The following is a 17,731-nucleotide window of genomic DNA, read 5'->3' on the forward strand; positions in this document are numbered from 1 at the left end:
GATTATCTCATGAAATTCAGTGAACTTTGGTTACGTGAGTGGGTAAACCCAGCGATTAGTAGCGAAGCGCTTTCTGAACAACTGACAATGGCTGGCCTTGAAGTTGACGGTGTTGAAGCTGTTGCCGGCGATTTTCACGGTGTGTTTGTAGGTGAAGTTGTTGAGTGTGGGCAACACCCTAATGCCGATAAATTACGTGTAACGAAAGTTAACGTAGGCGGTGATAGATTACTCGATATCGTTTGTGGTGCACCTAACTGCCGTCAAGGTCTAAAAGTTGCGGTCGCAACAGTTGGTGCTGTATTACCAGGCGATTTCAAAATTAAAGCAGCAAAACTGCGTGGCGAACCGTCCGAAGGTATGCTGTGCTCATTTTCTGAATTAGCTATTTCAGAAAATCATGAAGGTATTATTGAATTACCTGCTGATGCACCTATTGGCATGGATATTCGTGAATACTTAAAATTAAATGATAATGCGATTGAAATTAGCATTACACCAAACCGTGCAGATTGCTTAGGTATTTTAGGTGTTGCTCGTGATATCGCTGTTATCAACAAAATGGAATGCCAAGTACCTGATATGTCGCCTGTTGCGGCAACTTCATCAGCAACATTCCCTGTACGTGTTGAAGCACCAGAAGCATGTCCACGTTATCTAGGTCGTGTTTTCACCAATATGAATGTGAAAGCAAAAACACCTTTATGGATGCAAGAAAAGTTACGCCGTGGTGGCATTCGTTCTATTGACCCAATTGTTGATATTACCAACTTAATTCTACTTGAAATGGGTCAACCGCTACACGCATTCGATCTTGATCGCGTTGAAGGTGCTGTTGTTGTTCGTATGGGTAAAGATGGTGAGAAACTGACTTTACTTGATGGCAATGAAATCACATTAAAAGATGATGTATTAGTTATTGCTGACGAAAAACAAGCATTGGGTATGGCAGGTATTTTCGGTGGTGAATCATCAGGTGTTAATGAAGATACGAAAAATGTCTTCTTAGAGTGTGCATTCTTCTCTCCATTATCCATCACAGGCCGCGCACGTCGTTATGGCTTACATACTGATGCTTCTCATCGTTTTGAGCGTGGCGTTGATTCTGAGCTGCAATACAACGCAATTGAGCGTGCAACTAAATTACTGCTAGAAATTTGCGGTGGTGAAGTTGGTGAAGTGATTGATGTAACCAATAAAGCACATTTACCAAATATTGCACCAGTCAAACTAACACGTAAAAAATTAGACCGTTTATTAGGTCACGTGATTGATGATGCACAAGTTCTGGACTCATTAACCCGCCTAGGTTTCAAAGTTTCTGTTGAAAATGACGGTTGGTTAGCAACAGTTCCTTCATGGCGTTTCGATGTTCAAATCGAAGAAGATCTAATTGAAGAAGTTGCACGCATTTATGGCTACAACAATATTCCAGATGTACCATTACGCGCTGATTTAGTGATGACCAATCATCGCGAAGCAAACTTATCATTAAAACGCGTTAAAACAATGCTAGTAGACAATGGCTTCCAAGAAGCAATTACTTATAGTTTTGTTGATCCTAAGATCCAATCTTTATTACATCCAAATGAAGAAGCATTAATTCTGCCTAATCCAATTTCAGCGGATATGTCAGCAATGAGACTGTCTCTATTAACCGGATTATTGACTACAACTGTATATAATCAGAACCGTCAACAATCTAGAGTTAGGTTATTTGAAGCAGGTCTGCGTTTTGTTCCTGATAATCAAGCAGAATATGGAATACGTCAGGAACTTATGTTAGCTGGTGTGATCGCGGGCAACCGTTATGAAGAACATTGGAGTTTAGATAAGCAAACTGTTGATTTCTTTGATTTGAAAGGTAATATTGAATCAATTCTGGAATTGACAGGCCAGCTAGATGAAATTACATTTAAACCAGCTAGTCATTCAGCACTTCATCCGGGACAAAGTGCTGGGATTTATCTGAGAAATGAATATATTGGCTGTATTGGCGTTGTTCATCCAGAGCTTGAACGTAAACTTGACTTAAACGGTCGTACGGTAGTATTCGAAATACGTTGGAATGCAATTGCAAATCGCAGTTTACCACAAGCAAAAGCAATTTCTCGTTACCCTTCGAATCGTAGAGATATCGCTGTAGTTGTTCCGAATGATGTTGCTGCAGAAGATATTTTAGCCGAATGTAAGAAAGTTGGCGGAAATCAAATAGTTGGCATAAACTTATTTGACGTGTATTGTGGTAAGGGAGTAGCAGAGGGCTATAAAAGCCTCGCTATTAGCATAATCTTGCAGGATATCGAGCATACACTGGAAGAAGATGAGATTGCTGCAACAGTGAGTAACTGTGTAGCAGCATTGAAACAGCGATTCCAAGCATCCTTGAGGGACTAGACCTATGGCGCTTACAAAAGCTGAAATGGCAGAAAATCTGTTTGAAAAACTTGGTGTTAGCAAACGCGATGCAAAAGACCTTGTAGAATCCTTTTTTGAGGAAGTGCGTCGTTCTCTTGAAAATGGGGAACAGGTGAAGCTGTCTGGATTCGGAAACTTTGACCTACGTGATAAAAATCAGCGCCCAGGTCGTAATCCGAAAACTGGGGAAGACATTCCTATTACAGCTCGCCGTGTTGTTACTTTCCGCCCAGGACAAAAGTTAAAAAGCCGGGTTGAAAGCGCAACACCAAAAGAATAAGATTTAAAAACATCCAAAACGGCTTTCTTTGAAAGCCGTTTTTTTATCGCTTTTATTTGTATCTGATTTTGATGATAGTCGTATTGGGATGTTTATATTTATCAATATAGTCTGAATAGATATTTCTATTTGGACGGTATATTTTTATTTTCTAATTATCTTTCCTTTTTATTCTCATTTCTTATTTTGACTCTTCCTTTTTATCTCTTATTTGCATCAATACTGTGATAGTTAATCCTAGTTTTTTTCTTCATTATTAGAGACAAACTTGCATGTTCTCAATTTAGTTTTTCATCATTGAGTGTGAACATGTTATGTTGCTAAAAAATGACTTTATAAATAAAAATAGTAAAAACCGTTGTTGCATGGATAGGGAACGAAATGAATAAAGAAGTTAATCCTCTGATTAAATTTACCAAGAGACAACGCATTGGCGACAGAAAAAAACTGTTTCTAATGGCACTAGTATTATGTTTCTTATTTATTTTTTCCCTCTCTGTCGGCGAGATTTCGTTATTCCCACATCAATGGTTAACAGATGAAGCCTATTTATTTGTTTGGCAGATCCGTTTACCCAGAATACTTGCTGTCGTGACTGTTGGTGCAAGTTTGGCAATTGCGGGCGCTATTATGCAGGCTCTGTTCCAAAATCCACTTGCAGAGCCCGGGTTATTAGGAGTAAGCAGTGGTGCGGGAGTGTGTGTTGTATTACTTATTGTTTTACAAATAGGCTTAAGCGCTTGGTTAATAAGTAGTGCGGCGATATTTGGTGCATTAGGAATTACTATTTTATTAATGTTTTTTACTCGAATTAAAAAGCTGTCTAATGCTCAGTTATTATTAATTGGTGTGGCATTAGGCGTTATGGCGAGTGCAATAATGACTTGGTTGGTTTACTTCAGCTCAGCTTTGGATTTAAGGCAATTAATGTATTGGCTGATGGGGAGTTTTAGCGGTATTGATTGGCGTCATCAAATCTTATTTTGGGCTCTTATGCCTATTCTCTTGATCCTTATTCTACAAGCTGATGTTCTTAATTATTTATCTTTAGGTTCATTTAGAGCAAAACAATTAGGCATATCCGTTAATCAATGGCGAAATTGGTTTATTTTAGCCGTTGGGTTATTGATAGGGCTGAGCGTTGCTTTAGCGGGGGCTATCAGTTTTGTAGGGCTTGTTGTACCGCATTTATTAAGATTATCTGGGCTAACCCATTATAAAACGTTACTACCCGCGTGTGCGCTTGCTGGTGGCGTATTGTTATTGCTTGCTGATCTGCTATCTCGCTTGATTTTAAATGGTGCAGAAGTTCCGATAGGTGTGATTACAGCAACGCTTGGTGCACCTTTATTTATTTGGTTATTGGCAACCAAAGAGATGGGGCGTTTGTAATATGGCGTTACTTAAACTTAATAATTTAAGTGTTGATGATCGACTTAACGCATTTACAGAGCAAGTAAGTTATGGCGAGCGTATCCATTTAATTGGTGCTAATGGCGCAGGAAAAAGTACGCTTTTAATGGCGATAGCAGGAGAGTTTTCGTTTAGAGGAGAAATCATTCTAAACGAAACTTCAATAAGACATTATAAATATGATGATCTTTCTAGAATGCAGAGCATTGTTATACAACAATTGGAAGCTTTGTCATTTATGCCTGTTTTTCATTATCTCTCGCTATATCATAAATTGTCGAAAATGGATATTCAGCAGTTAAATATGCTGTTAAGTGATTTTAAAATTGACAAGTTATTGTCAAAAAATATTCATCATTTATCGGGAGGCGAATGGCAGAGGGTCAGAATTGTTGGCGCATTTATCCAATTATGGTCAAGTTATGATTTAAAAGGGAAATTAATGTTACTTGATGAACCAACTAATAATTTAGATGTCGTACAGTTGGCGATTTTGGACAAGTGGGTTGATAAGTTTTGCCAACAAGGTGGCGCCGTTATTATGAGTACGCATAATTTGAATCATTCCTATCAAAAAGCAGACAGAGTTTGGCTCATAAAAAATGGATATTTGGTTAATTCTGGCGCATCTGCACTCTTATTGGACGAAAAATTATTATCAACTACATTTAATACAAATATCAAGTGCATCAATGATGTTGATCATATTGATTGGCTGGTTTTGCAATAATATGACTGTTGTTAAGCTTATCCCCAAGTAATTATTAAGGTTTTTTTAATGTTTTCTTAATAAGACGGATGTCGGTGAACAATAGTTTGTATATAATTGTTTTTATTCATTCATTAATTAGGCTACATTTTTATGAGTCACTTCCTTCCTTTCTCTCGCCCTGCGATTGGCGATGAAGAAATCAAAGCCGTTGAGGATGTACTGCGTTCAGGTTGGATTACAACAGGTCCTCAAAACCATCAATTAGAGCAAGATTTTTGTGAAAAATTTGGTAGCAAACACGCTATCGCAATCTGCTCTGCCACTGCGGGTATGCATGTTGTTTTAATGGCGATGGGAATTGGCGCTGGTGATGAAGTTATCACACCATCACAAACTTGGGTTTCAACGATGAATATCATTACGTTACTTGGTGCAGAGCCTGTAATGATTGATGTTGACCGTGATACTTTGATGGTGAGTGCAGAAGATGTCAAAAAAGCGATTACACCTAGAACAAAAGCAATTATTCCGGTTCATTATGCCGGTGCGCCTTGCGATCTTGATGCCTTAAGAAAGGTTGCAGAAGAGGCGGGAATTCCTCTGATTGAAGATGCTGCACATGCTATTGGTACTCGCTATAAAAATGAATGGATTGGTGAAAAAGGAACCTCTATTTTCTCTTTCCACGCAATTAAGAACGTAACTTGTGCAGAGGGCGGATTGGTTGTTACTGATAATGACGAATTAGCTAATAGAGTACGTTGCTTAAAATTCCATGGTTTAGGGGTTGATGCCTTTGATAGACAAATTCAAGGTCGTAAGCCTCAAGCAGAAGTTGTTGAACCTGGCTACAAATACAACTTATCTGATATTCATGCAGCGATTGCTGTGGTGCAATTAGGGCGTTTAGATGAAATGAATGCTAAACGTGCTGAGTTAGTTGCACTGTATCGTGAAAAGCTCAAAGATTCTCCATTAGAAATGTTGAGTGTCCCTGAATATTCACATTTGCATGCAAATCACCTATTTATGGTGAGAGTCGATAAAAATGCCTGTGGCATCGATCGTGATGCCTTTATGGAGAAATTGAAGCAAAAAGACATTGGTACAGGGCTTCATTTCCGTGCTGCGCACACACAAAAATATTATCGTGAGCGCTATCCTGCTTTATCCCTTCCTCAATCAGAATGGAACTCTGCAACGTTATGCTCGCTGCCGCTGTTTCCTGATATGAGTAATGAAGATGTTATTCGCGTTGTAGATGCGATCAATGAAATTCTTTCGGAGCATATTTAAGTGTCAACATTTGATGAAATCAAGAAAGTATCGGTTGTAATCCCCGTTTATAACGAGGAAGAGAGCCTTCCTCAGCTTTTAGAACGTACAATTAAGAGCTGTAAACAATTAAAACAAGAATATGAACTGATCCTTGTTGATGATGGTAGTAGTGACAATTCAGCTAAGATGTTAGAAGAAGCGGCTGCAATTGAAGAAAATCACGTTATTGCAATTATTTTAAACCGTAATTACGGTCAACACTCCGCAATTATGGCGGGTTTTAATCAGGCTGATGGTGATTTAGTGATCACATTGGATGCTGATTTACAAAACCCACCTGAAGAGATCCCAAGACTTGTCACGACGGCTGAAGAAGGGTATGACGTTGTCGGGACTCGCCGCCGTAATCGTCAAGATTCATGGTTTCGCAAAACGGCTTCAAAAATGATCAACTCAATGATCACTAAAGCAACGGGTCGCTCTATGGGAGACTACGGTTGCATGTTACGTGCTTATCGTCGCCACATTGTTGAAGCGATGTTACAGTGTCACGAAAGAAGTACGTTTATTCCCATTCTTGCGAACACATTCGCTCGTCGTACTATTGAAATCGATGTTGCTCACGCAGAGCGTGAATATGGCGATTCAAAATACAGCTTTTTAAAGCTTATTAATTTAATGTACGACCTATTAACTTGTCTTACCACAGCGCCATTACGTTTATTAAGCATTGTCGGCAGTGTTATCGCTGTTTCTGGCTTTGTTTTAGCATTACTTCTTATCGTTTTGCGTATTATTTTCGGTGCAATGTGGGCCGCTGAAGGTGTATTCACACTTTTCGCAATCTTATTTATGTTTATCGGTGCGCAGTTCGTTGCAATGGGCTTATTAGGTGAATATATAGGCCGGATTTATAATGATGTAAGAGCGCGTCCTCGGTATTTTATCCAAAAAGTGGTTGGCGTTAATAAACCCAACGAAGATCAGGAAAAAGACTAATGAAAGCAATAGTATTTGCCTATCACGATATTGGCTGTGTTGGTTTAAAAGCACTTGAAAAAGCAGGTTATGATATTCAGGCTGTATTTACCCACACTGACGATCCTAATGAAAATCATTTCTTCTCATCTGTTGCTCGCGTGAGTGCAGAAATGGGATTGACAGTATTTGCACCTGAAAATGTCAATCACCCATTGTGGATTGAACGTATTCGTGAAATGAAACCTGATGTCATTTTTTCTTTCTATTATCGTCACATGTTAAGTGATGAGATCCTGAATTTGGCACCTAAAGGCGCATTTAATTTACACGGCTCTTTATTACCAAAATACCGTGGTCGCGCACCAATTAACTGGGCGATTGTGAATGGTGAAACAGAAACGGGTGTTACTCTGCATAAAATGACAGCGAAAGCTGATGCGGGTGATATCGTAGCCCAAGAAAAAGTTATTATTGCAGATAATGATACCTCTCTGATTTTACATGAAAAAGTAAGAGAAGCCGCTGATAAGTTACTTTCTAGCGCATTACCACATATTGCATCAGGTGATTATTCAACAACTGCACAAGATGAAAGCCAAGCAACGTATTTTGGCCGTCGTTGCGCTGATGATGGTTTAATCGATTGGAATGCAGATGCAAAAACAGTCCACAACTTAGTGCGTGCTGTTACAGAACCATACCCAGGTGCATTTACTTTCTTAGGTGAACGTAAAATGATTATCTGGCGTTCACGCGCTGTTGCTGATAATCAAGGTAAACGTCCGGGTACTGTTATTTCAACAGAGCCTTTAGTGATTGCGTGTGCGAAAGGTGCAATTGAAGTTGTTACTGGTCAAAGTGAAAATGGTCTTTATGTTCAAGGAAGTCGTTTAGCGGCTGAAATGGGTATTGTGACTGATGTTCTCGTTGGACCAAAAGCAACTGCACAAGTTAAACGTCGCAAACGTGTTCTGATTTTAGGTGTGAATGGCTTTATTGGTAACCATCTAACAGAACGTCTATTAAAAGATGATAACTATGATATCTATGGTATGGATATCGGTTCTTCTGCAATTGAACGCTTTATTGGAAATCCACGTTTCCACTTTATTGAAGGTGACGTGAGTATTCATACAGAATGGATTGAATACCATATTAAAAAATGTGACGTTATTCTGCCATTAGTTGCTATTGCAACACCAATTGAATATACCCGTAATCCATTACGTGTATTTGAATTAGACTTTGAAGAAAACTTAAAAATTGTACGTTATTGTGTTAAATATAATAAACGTATTATTTTCCCATCCACATCAGAAGTTTATGGCATGTGTGATGATAAAGAATTTGACGAAGATAATTCACGTCTGATTGTTGGTCCAATCAATAAACAACGTTGGATTTACTCTGTATCTAAACAGTTATTAGACCGAGTTATTTGGGCTTATGGTGCCAAAGAAGGTCTGAAATTTACATTGTTCCGTCCATTTAACTGGATGGGCCCTCGTTTAGATAACTTAAATTCAGCACGTATCGGTAGCTCTCGTGCAATCACACAATTAATTCTGAACTTAGTTGAAGGTTCACCAATTAAATTGGTTGATGGTGGTGAGCAAAAACGTTGTTTCACTGATATCAATGACGGTATTGAAGCTTTATTCCGTATTATTGAAAACCGTGATAACAAATGTGATGGTCAAATTATTAATATCGGTAACCCAACTAACGAAGCAAGCATTCGCGAATTAGCAGAAATGCTGTTAGATTGCTTCGAAAAACATGAGTTACGTGGTCATTTCCCTCCATTTGCAGGCTTCAAGAAAATTGAAAGTAGCAGTTACTATGGTAAAGGCTACCAAGATGTTGAACACCGTAAGCCAAGCATTAAAAATGCAGAGCGTTTATTGGATTGGAAACCAAGTATTGAAACTCGCCAAACAGTAGAAGAAACATTAGATTTCTTCTTACGTGGTGCAGTTGAAGAATTAGGCACTAAATAGGAATAAATAATGAAGAAAGTTGGTTTGAGAGTTGATGTGGATACTTATCAAGGAACGAAACAAGGTATTCCACAACTGCTGGATGTATTTGCCAGACATAACATTCATGCCAGCTTCTTCTTTAGTGTTGGTCCAGATAATATGGGGCGCCATTTATGGCGCCTTTTAAAGCCAAAATTTTTATGGAAAATGCTGAGATCGAATGCTGCATCACTTTATGGCTTAGATATTTTATTAGCAGGAACAGCATGGCCGGGCAAAAAAATTGCTAAAAATTTAGGTTATTTGATGAAAGAAGCCCAAGATGCGGGACATGAAGTTGGCTTGCATTCATGGGATCATCAAGGTTGGCAGGCAAAAGTCGGGCGTTGGTCAACAGAAGAATTAATGCAACAAGTTCGTTTAGGTGTTGAAGCACTGGAAAAAGCACTTGAAAACCCTGTAAAATGTTCGGCAGTTGCTGGATGGCGAGCAGATGAACGCGTATTAACAGTTAAAGAAACTTTTCAATTCGATTACAATAGCGATTGTCGAGGAACGCATCCTTTTAGACCTATTTTAGAAAATGGTTCTATCGGTACGGTGCAAATTCCAGTAACATTACCAACTTATGATGAAGTGGTTGGTACAAAGGTAAAGGATGAAGATTTTAATCAATTTATTATTGATGAAATCAAAAAAGACAGTGGAATACCTGTTTATACTATCCACACCGAAGTTGAAGGAATGTCAAAAGCCGCTCAATTTGAGCAGTTACTGGCAATGATTGCAAATGAAGGCATCGAATTCTGTCCGTTAAGCGATTTATTACCACAAGATAAAGAAACGCTTCCGATGGGTAAAGTTGTTCGATCTGACTTTCCAGGTCGAGAAGGCTGGTTAGGGTGCCAACAAGAGGTCTAACGAAACTATGTTGAATAACCGGGCGAGTAAAATCGGGGCCATCCTCTTGGCTCTTTTTTTTGTTCTTACCTACTTATTTCCATTGAACAGCCGGTTATTATGGCAACCAGATGAAACCCGTTATGCGGAAATTAGCCGTGAAATGGTGGTGAGCGGGAACTGGATTGTTCCTCATATGCTCGATATTCGCTATTTTGAGAAACCCGTAGCAGGTTATTGGATCAATAATGTTAGCCAATTAATTTTTGGTCATACCAACTTTGCTGTGCGTTTTGGCTCTGTTATTTCTATTCTCTTAAGCACATTACTTGTCTATTTATTGGCAAGAATGATGTGGCGTAACCGCCAAGTCGCTTTTGTTTCTAGTTTAATCTATTTGTCCATGTTCTTAGTGTTTAGCGTAGGCACTTACAGTGTATTAGATCCTATGTTGGCACTTTGGGTTACCGCCAGTATGGTTTGCTGTTTTTGGGCACTTAAAGCCACCACAGTCAAAACACGAATATTGGCGTGGATAACATTAGGGCTTGCCTGTGGTATGGCATTTATGACCAAAGGATTTTTAGCATTAGCTATTCCGGTCATTGTCATGATACCTATCACACTGTATCAAAAACAATTTACGCAAATGTTGCTCTATGGCTTACTTGCCGTATTTAGTGCAGCATTAATCAGTTTGCCATGGGCATTAGCTGTGGCAAAAGCAGAACCTGATTATTGGCATTACTTCTTCTGGGTTGAACATATTCAGCGTTTTTCGGGTGAAGATGCTCAGCATAGTTCTCCATTTTGGTACTATATCCCCGTTGTTTTATTAGGTGTGATCCCTTGGCTTGGACTACTCCCAGGCGCATTAATGGGAGCTTGGAAGAAAAGACGTAAACGTCCGGAATTATTCTTCTTATTATGCTGGTTTGTCGTTCCGTTCTTATTTTTTAGTATTGCGAAAGGTAAGTTACCGACTTATATGTTGCCATTTATGGCACCACTAGCAATGTTAATGGCGAAATATGGCGTAGATTGCGCCCGTAAATTTAGAATGAAAGCGCTACGTATTAACGGTTATATTAATATCTTTATTGGTGTTGCTGTTGTTATCGCTATTTTAGTTATCCAACTCGCTTCTTCAAAACCTATTTATATGCCATATGAATGGTCTAAATGGGTATTAGCTATAGTGGCATTCTCATTATGGGGCATTATTGGTTATCTTTGCTCTACACTTAATGGAAAACACTGGTTATGGGCGGCATCTTGTTCATTAGGCGTAAGCTTATGTATCGGCCAAGCAATACCGAATAGCAGCGTAGATAGCAAATTACCTCAAGAGTTTATTCGCCAAAATATAGAGACGTTAAACACAAGCAAATACATTGTGAGTAATAGTGTAGGTATTGGCGCGGGATTAGCGTGGGAATTACAACGTAGCGATATCTATCTTTATGAAAGAACTGGCGAATTAACTTATGGTGTTGAAGAGTATCCAGATTCTCAGCATAAATTAATTAAACCTGATAATTTTGCTCAGTGGTTAGAAGAAGCAAGAAAAGAAGGTCGTGTTTCAGTTATTATTACGTTTAAAGATCCTAAGAAATTAGCACAATTGCCAAGACCTGAAGAGCTGGTGACAAACCATCGAGTTGCTATTTTAACTTATGAGAAGCGTAATTAATGTCATTTGTTTTATTGCTAATCGTGAGTTTTTTGACCTGCATAGGACAGGTGTGTCAAAAACAAGCGGTGGTTAGTTGGCAAAGTGACTCATTAACAAAAGCCAGAAAAACAATTTTCTGGCTTTTTGTTGCCATTGCAATGCTTGGTTTGGGGATGCTTTTTTGGTTACGGTTATTACAAATTCTTCCGCTAAGTATTGCTTATCCTATGTTAAGCATCAATTTTATTGTGGTGACATTAATTGGTCAGTTTGTTTATAAAGAGCCTGTTAATGTGAAACATTGGATTGGTATCGCGTCAATTATGGTCGGCATTGTATTAATGAGTATGCAAGCATGAAAGGCTATTTATGGGCAATTGGAAGCGCGCTATTAGTGACAGTCGCTCAATTGTTGTTAAAGTTTGGCATGTCTGAACTACCAGAGCTACAGCTAGAAAAACAATGGTTTGATTTCACATGGTTATGGGCGAATATAACGCCACTTGCTATCGTGTTTGCTGGTCTTGTAGGCTATGTCCTTTCTATGGTTTGCTGGCTATTCACTTTGCGCACCATTCCTCTAAATAAAGCCTATCCCCTGATCAGTTTGAGCTATGTGTTTGTTTATATTCTTGCGGTGATGTTACCTTGGTTTCAAGAAACACCATCATGGACAAAAACAGCAGGTGTGGCGTTTATCATGGTCGGTGTTTGGTTAATAAGCCAAAAAACGAAAGAGACACAATCACACTAACTTAATGATTATAAAATTTATTTTCTGATCCTTGTTGTTAATTGTGCGATTTATTCTACTAATCATCACTCATTCATCTTCAATAACTTGTTTTTGCTTAAAAAAGCAGATAGATTTTAAAATCTATGGTAACAATAATGGTGGATATAATGAGAAAGTCTGTTTTCTATCCTTTCTTACTCTGTATTATTCTGCTGGCTGGGTGTTCATCTAGCCCGTCGAAGCGTATTCCACCAGCACCTCCCTTAAAGACACAACTTTCCGATCCTATCATGGTGATAGTGCAATTGAAGTCGCAACTTGAGCAATGGTATGGCACGCCATATAGCTATGGTGGAATGACACCTTCTGGCATTGATTGCTCAGGTTTTGTGTATAAAACCTACAGTGATCGTTTTGATATAAAACTTCCACGAATGACCATTGATCAAACCAAATATGGTACACAAATTAGTAAAAGTGATTTAATGCCGGGTGATTTGGTTTTCTTCAAAACTGGCGGTGGTGAGAATGGGCTTCATGTCGGTATTTATGATACTGATAATACATTTATCCACGCATCAACTAGCAAAGGGGTAACTCGTTCATCCCTTGATAATGTCTATTGGAAAAAAACATTCTGGCAAGCTCGCCGATTGTAGTTTCGTGCCATTTAACAGCCTAATATATTGAGAGTTATGCTATCTTATACCTTATTTTCTTCATATAGGTATTCCTTATGTCAGGCAAATTGCGTCTGTTAATTTCCGAGTCTTATGATCCTTGGTTTAACCTTGCTGTTGAAGAGTGTATTTTTAGACAAATGCCCGCTGATCAACGTGTGCTTTTCCTTTGGCGTAACGATAATACGGTGGTTATTGGTCGAGCACAAAATCCGTGGAAAGAGTGTAATACTCGTAAAATGGATGAAGATGGTGTGAAATTAGCCCGTCGCTCAAGTGGTGGTGGTGCAGTTTTTCATGATCTTGGTAATACCTGTTTTACCTTTATGGCGGGAAAGCCAGAGTATAATAAAACGATATCAACACAAATTATTCTTGATGGATTATTAAAGGCAGGCATTAACGCTACGGCGTCAGGGCGTAATGATTTAGTGGTTCCCCAAGATGATGGTGAAAGAAAGGTTTCAGGTTCAGCCTATAAAGAGACTAAAGATCGTGGTTTCCATCATGGTACATTATTAATAAATGCTAACTTATCTAGATTAGCTAATTATCTCAATCCAGATCCGAAAAAACTTCAAGCTAAAGGGATCACTTCTGTACGCTCCCGAGTAGCTAATTTAGTCGAGCTCAAACCGGATATTACCCACGAAAAACTCTGTGAAACTATCACTGAAAGCTTTTTTGAATACTATGGTGAGCGAGTAGAAGCGGAGATTATATCACCACAAAAACTACCTGATTTACCTGGTTTTGAGGAAACATTCGCTAAGCAAAGTAGTTGGGAATGGAATTTTGGGCAAGCTCCTGCATTTTCACATCTTTTAGATAACCGTTTTAAATGGGGTGGTGTTGAGCTGCATTTTGATATTGAGCGTGGCAATGTTATTAGAAGCCAAATATATACAGACAGTTTAGATCCCGCACCATTAGAAGCATTATCCGAGATGTTGGTAGGGCAGCGTTATACACCTGAGTCTCTAAAAGGGCTTATTGAGCAACTTATTGTGCTTTATCCTAATAATAAAATAGAGCTTAATGAGCTTCAAGAATGGCTTGTTGCAGCGATAGCGTAATTTTTATCAATACTAGAGAATAATAAAAAACAAAAACCAGCTAAAAGAGCTGGTTTTTTTCATGAAGAATAATGTGATGTGAAATTGATTAGTGATTTTCACATGACATAAAGCAATGAGTGTCTGGCATTTTGCCATTTTCTCTAAATTTAGCGGGTGTAGTATTGAAATGCTTTTTAAAGATACGTGTAAATGTTGCTTGAGAGCTAAAGCCATACATTAAAGCGATATCTAAAATAGACATATCTTTTTCTTGTAATGATTTAGCCGCTTCTAATAAGCGACGTTTACGAACATATTCGCCTAATGTACAACCTTTAAAATCTTTAAAAATGCGTTGCAAGTGCCACTTCGAGTAGCCGCTTTTGTTTGCAATCGTATCGATTTTTATACCTTCGTTACGTTGTAACTGGGTTTCTAACCATTTCAGAATATCATTAACGACATTTTCAGCCATAAAACCTCCCACAAAAATGGTGGGGACACAGTGCCCAAGTAAATAGAATAGTAACGTATGTTATTTATAATCTATTTTAAGCATGGGGAGAATAACAGGTAGGCAAAAAGTGCTTTTCGTGATTGATAATCATTATCACAACGATAGGTGAAGCTTATATAGCTCAAGTAAGCTTCAGTTTATTGAATCTTTATGATTAAAAATGTTATTTTGTATGACTTTTACTTTGTTGAATTTATTGATTTATTTTTTCAACTTAATAGCTCTGTTATACCTTTTATTTTTAGCTTTGTTATGTTTTTTTGTGCGAAATAAAAGCTAATCATTGATTAAGATGTATTTTAAAGTCAATTTATTTGACTAAGTGTTGAAAAAGTAAAATAAGATTTATTAATCAATTAGTGTGGGGTTATCTTCATTATTTTATTTTCAATTGATCAGTTTATTGAGAATAAATTTACTAATTCACCCCTTAAAAATAAAGCTAAGAGGTGATTTAGTAAAAATAACCATGGTGAACATTTTTTAAGGACGTAGAAAAACTTGAGGATATAAATGTTCTGGATGAGCATTAACACTCACATCCGCGCCATACCATTTTTGAATATTCTCCGTTGTTAGTACATTGTGTGGTGTACCTTCACAAACTAACTTTCCTTGATGCAGTAATAAAATTCTATCAGCATAAAGAGACGCCAAATTAAGATCATGCAAAACACAACACACCATAAGATTTTGTGTTTTTGCTAATTGCTTTAATAAACGTAAGCTATGTTGCTGGTGGTAAAGATCAAGTGCGGAGGTCGGCTCATCAAGGAATAAGACAGCTTCTTGTGGCATAGGGTGCCATAATTGCGCTAGAACTCTAGCAAGCTGTACTCGCTGTTGCTCACCGCCCGATAATTGGCGATAGTCTCTATCCTTAAATTTTAAACAGTCCGTTTGAAGCAGTGCAGTCTCAATCGCAATTTTCTTATGTTGCTGTCCATGGGGAGTTCTTCCCATAGCGACCACTTCTTCTACTGAAAATGAAAATGAAAGCTGACTGTTTTGTCGCATAACAGCGCGGTTTTGTGCTAATTGTTGGCTATTCCATTGTGAATACGATTTTTGTTTAAAATAACACTGACCTTGCGTTGGTGTTGTATAGCCTGTTAATAAGCGCAATAGTGATGATTTACCTGCACCATTAGGACCAATAATGGTTACCAATTCCCCAGCATTAAGTGAAAGTGACACATCATCAATAATGGTTTTGTTGCCAATTTGGTATGTTAAATTATTTCCATAGAGCAATGGCGTATTTTGTTTTTCAATCATGACATTCTTCCTGCGGGTTGTCGTAAGATCAGCCAAAGGAAATAAGGGCCACCAATTAATCCAGTAATGAGCCCCACAGGGATTTCAGCTGGAGATACCAGCGTTCGTGATAATGTGTCAGCAGCGAGTAACAGTGTTGCACCACCTAAAATGGTGGCAGGTAATAGCCATACATGATTACTACCAATACGCATACGAATAAGGTGTGGAACGACAAGCCCAATAAATCCAATAACACCACTCAGTGCAACAGCACAACCAATTAAGATGGCGCTAAGAAGTAACAAAATAAACTTAGTTCTTCTTACATTTAGTCCTAAGTAATGCGCTTCTTCATCACCAAGTTGTAATAGATTTAATTTATGGCTTTGCCAACATGCCAAAATGCTGACAGGAATGATCACAAGGGTAGCAATAGATAAGGTTTTCCAGTCAATCTGGCTTAATGAACCCATCATCCAAAGAGAAAATTGACGTAATTGTTGGTCAGTGCTGATGTAACTTAATACACCAATAAAGGACATACAAAGTGCATTGATAGCGATACCAGCAAGCAATAACCGCGCTAAATTACCATCACTCAATTGATGTAATGAGAAAATAATCATAGCCACAATTAAACCACCAACAAAGGCGGCGACAATGTGGCTGTAGAATGCAAAGGCTGGCGAAAAAGAGAACGGTAGAATAATAACGATAGCAACCATTAGTGCTGCACCGCTACTAATACCCAGTAAACCGGGATCAGCTAATGAATTTCTAAATAACCCCTGCATTATTGCGCCGGATATTGCTAAAGCGCCTCCAACAAGAATGGCTAATAATACGCGAGGTAAACGGATATCTAGCCAAATTTGCCATTCCATATCATCAAAAGAGCTATTCCATAATGTATGAAACGAAAGGGCCAATGCACCGCTATTCACAGAAATTAATGTAACAGTAGTGAGCAAAAAGAGTAAGACTAGAATACTCACCCACGGTGAACGAAAACGAGACATTATTGCTCCAACGCTTGACGAATTTGATGCATGACTTCTGGTGTTGAAAGGGTAAAGCCTAATAAACCCATATCATCAACAACAACATAATGCTTATTTTTACCCGCAGGTGTGTATTTTATACCGGGTAATTCCCATAGCTTTTCAATTCCACCAATGCCTTTAATACCTTCTTTGGTTACAAGCAAAATATCAGGTTGGCTTGCAATAACACCTTCTTGAGAAAGTGGGCGATAGCTTGTAAATCCTTGCATGGCATTTTTACCACCAACCAGTGAAATAATGGTATCTGCGGCAGTATCTTGACCAGCGGCCATTGGAATAACACCGCCATGACTCATGATATAAATGATTTTCTTATCGATAGGAGTGGTTGAAATTTGCTTGATAGAGAGAGCGAGTTTCTCTTTTAGTTGATTGCCTTCTTGTTCTTTATTTAACACAGTCGCAATGGTGTCTATTTTTTCATTAATGGCTTCTAATGAATGTGTACCTGTAATTGTTTTCACAGCGACTCCGGCTTCTTTAATACGGCGTAATGCCAAAGAAGGGCGAGCTAATTCGCTGGTAATGATCAATGTTGGTTTGACAGATAAGATCCCTTCAGGATTTAGCATGCGCATATAACCTACATCAGGAAGTGTTTTCACTTGTTCAGGAACTAAGCTGGTACTGTCTCTTGCAATAATCTGCTCACCTGCACCTAATGCGAAAACAATTTCTGTAATATCACCACCAATAGTAACGATGCGTTCATTGGCTGAAGTGATGAAAGACATTACGCTACACAGGATCAAAAGAAGCCATTTTTTCATTAAATCA

The 17,731-nt window shown here is 38.4% G+C and carries 17 protein-coding genes; 13 read left to right on the forward strand and 4 right to left on the reverse strand.

Annotated features, from left to right (window positions below):
• Positions 1 to 9 precede the first annotated feature (9 nt).
• The 13 genes from pheT (at position 10) to lplA (ending at position 14,131) form a co-directional block, all read left to right on the forward strand.
• Positions 10 to 2,397 carry a phenylalanine--tRNA ligase subunit beta gene (pheT, locus tag ABN236_RS03120; RefSeq protein WP_349473356.1) on the forward strand — a complete coding sequence of 796 codons (2,388 nt, stop codon included), beginning with the start codon at positions 10 to 12 and terminating at the stop codon, positions 2,395 to 2,397.
• Positions 2,398 to 2,401: 4 nt separating this feature from the next.
• The gene (gene ihfA / locus ABN236_RS03125; RefSeq protein WP_023582381.1) at positions 2,402 to 2,698 is read left to right on the forward strand and encodes an integration host factor subunit alpha; all 297 of its coding nucleotides are present in this window, start codon (positions 2,402 to 2,404) and stop codon (positions 2,696 to 2,698) included.
• Between the two features lie 381 nt (positions 2,699 to 3,079).
• Positions 3,080 to 4,090, forward strand: coding sequence for a vitamin B12 ABC transporter permease BtuC (gene btuC / locus ABN236_RS03130; protein ID WP_349473357.1), 1,011 nt, complete (start codon positions 3,080 to 3,082; stop codon positions 4,088 to 4,090).
• A 1-nt stretch (position 4,091) separates the two neighbouring features.
• The gene (locus ABN236_RS03135) at positions 4,092 to 4,841 is read left to right on the forward strand and encodes a vitamin B12 ABC transporter ATP-binding protein BtuD (protein WP_349473358.1); all 750 of its coding nucleotides are present in this window, start codon (positions 4,092 to 4,094) and stop codon (positions 4,839 to 4,841) included.
• A gap of 132 nt (positions 4,842 to 4,973) precedes the next feature.
• Positions 4,974 to 6,119, forward strand: coding sequence for a UDP-4-amino-4-deoxy-L-arabinose aminotransferase (gene arnB / locus ABN236_RS03140; RefSeq protein WP_270753040.1), 1,146 nt, complete (start codon positions 4,974 to 4,976; stop codon positions 6,117 to 6,119).
• Positions 6,120 to 7,100 (forward strand): undecaprenyl-phosphate 4-deoxy-4-formamido-L-arabinose transferase, encoded by a 981-nt coding sequence (arnC, locus tag ABN236_RS03145; RefSeq protein ID WP_349473359.1) that lies wholly within the window; start codon positions 6,120 to 6,122, stop codon positions 7,098 to 7,100.
• Positions 7,100 to 9,082, forward strand: coding sequence for a bifunctional UDP-4-amino-4-deoxy-L-arabinose formyltransferase/UDP-glucuronic acid oxidase ArnA (arnA, locus tag ABN236_RS03150; protein ID WP_088495781.1), 1,983 nt, complete (start codon positions 7,100 to 7,102; stop codon positions 9,080 to 9,082). The genes arnC and arnA overlap by 1 nt, the downstream gene beginning before the upstream one ends.
• A gap of 9 nt (positions 9,083 to 9,091) precedes the next feature.
• A complete protein-coding gene (gene arnD / locus ABN236_RS03155; protein WP_088495780.1) occupies positions 9,092 to 9,985 on the forward strand; it encodes a 4-deoxy-4-formamido-L-arabinose-phosphoundecaprenol deformylase in 894 nt (297 codons plus the stop codon).
• A gap of 7 nt (positions 9,986 to 9,992) precedes the next feature.
• Positions 9,993 to 11,657, forward strand: coding sequence for a lipid IV(A) 4-amino-4-deoxy-L-arabinosyltransferase (gene arnT, locus ABN236_RS03160; protein ID WP_349473360.1), 1,665 nt, complete (start codon positions 9,993 to 9,995; stop codon positions 11,655 to 11,657).
• The gene (gene arnE / locus ABN236_RS03165; RefSeq protein ID WP_088495778.1) at positions 11,657 to 11,998 is read left to right on the forward strand and encodes a 4-amino-4-deoxy-L-arabinose-phosphoundecaprenol flippase subunit ArnE; all 342 of its coding nucleotides are present in this window, start codon (positions 11,657 to 11,659) and stop codon (positions 11,996 to 11,998) included. The genes arnT and arnE overlap by 1 nt, the downstream gene beginning before the upstream one ends.
• Positions 11,995 to 12,393, forward strand: coding sequence for a 4-amino-4-deoxy-L-arabinose-phosphoundecaprenol flippase subunit ArnF (gene arnF, locus ABN236_RS03170; protein WP_270753044.1), 399 nt, complete (start codon positions 11,995 to 11,997; stop codon positions 12,391 to 12,393). The genes arnE and arnF overlap by 4 nt, the downstream gene beginning before the upstream one ends.
• Before the next feature lie 149 nt (positions 12,394 to 12,542).
• Positions 12,543 to 13,034, forward strand: coding sequence for a C40 family peptidase (locus tag ABN236_RS03175; RefSeq protein ID WP_036937364.1), 492 nt, complete (start codon positions 12,543 to 12,545; stop codon positions 13,032 to 13,034).
• Positions 13,035 to 13,111: 77 nt separating this feature from the next.
• Positions 13,112 to 14,131: a lipoate--protein ligase gene (gene lplA, locus ABN236_RS03180; protein WP_270753045.1), complete on the forward strand. Its 1,020-nt coding sequence runs from the start codon at positions 13,112 to 13,114 to the stop codon at positions 14,129 to 14,131.
• Between the two features lie 88 nt (positions 14,132 to 14,219).
• Here lplA and ABN236_RS03185 read toward each other — a convergent pair whose 3' ends face one another.
• The 4 genes from ABN236_RS03185 to ABN236_RS03200 all read right to left on the reverse strand — a co-directional run bounded on the left by ABN236_RS03185 (position 14,220) and on the right by ABN236_RS03200 (position 17,724).
• Positions 14,220 to 14,588 (reverse strand): helix-turn-helix domain-containing protein, encoded by a 369-nt coding sequence (locus ABN236_RS03185; RefSeq protein ID WP_069369334.1) that lies wholly within the window; start codon positions 14,586 to 14,588, stop codon positions 14,220 to 14,222.
• A gap of 525 nt (positions 14,589 to 15,113) precedes the next feature.
• Entirely contained in the window at positions 15,114 to 15,908 is a 795-nt protein-coding gene (locus tag ABN236_RS03190) for a heme ABC transporter ATP-binding protein (RefSeq protein ID WP_349473361.1), read from the reverse strand.
• On the reverse strand, positions 15,905 to 16,909 hold the full coding sequence (locus ABN236_RS03195) for a FecCD family ABC transporter permease (protein WP_088495774.1): 1,005 nt from the start codon (positions 16,907 to 16,909) through the stop codon (positions 15,905 to 15,907). The genes ABN236_RS03190 and ABN236_RS03195 overlap by 4 nt, the downstream gene beginning before the upstream one ends.
• Positions 16,909 to 17,724, reverse strand: a complete 816-nt coding sequence (locus ABN236_RS03200; protein ID WP_075673209.1) for a heme/hemin ABC transporter substrate-binding protein — start codon at positions 17,722 to 17,724, stop codon at positions 16,909 to 16,911. The genes ABN236_RS03195 and ABN236_RS03200 overlap by 1 nt, the downstream gene beginning before the upstream one ends.
• Positions 17,725 to 17,731 lie beyond the last annotated feature (7 nt).

This window comes from Proteus sp. fly-1013 (assembly GCF_040140245.1).
GTDB classification, from domain to species: Bacteria; Pseudomonadota; Gammaproteobacteria; order Enterobacterales; family Enterobacteriaceae; genus Proteus; species Proteus mirabilis_B.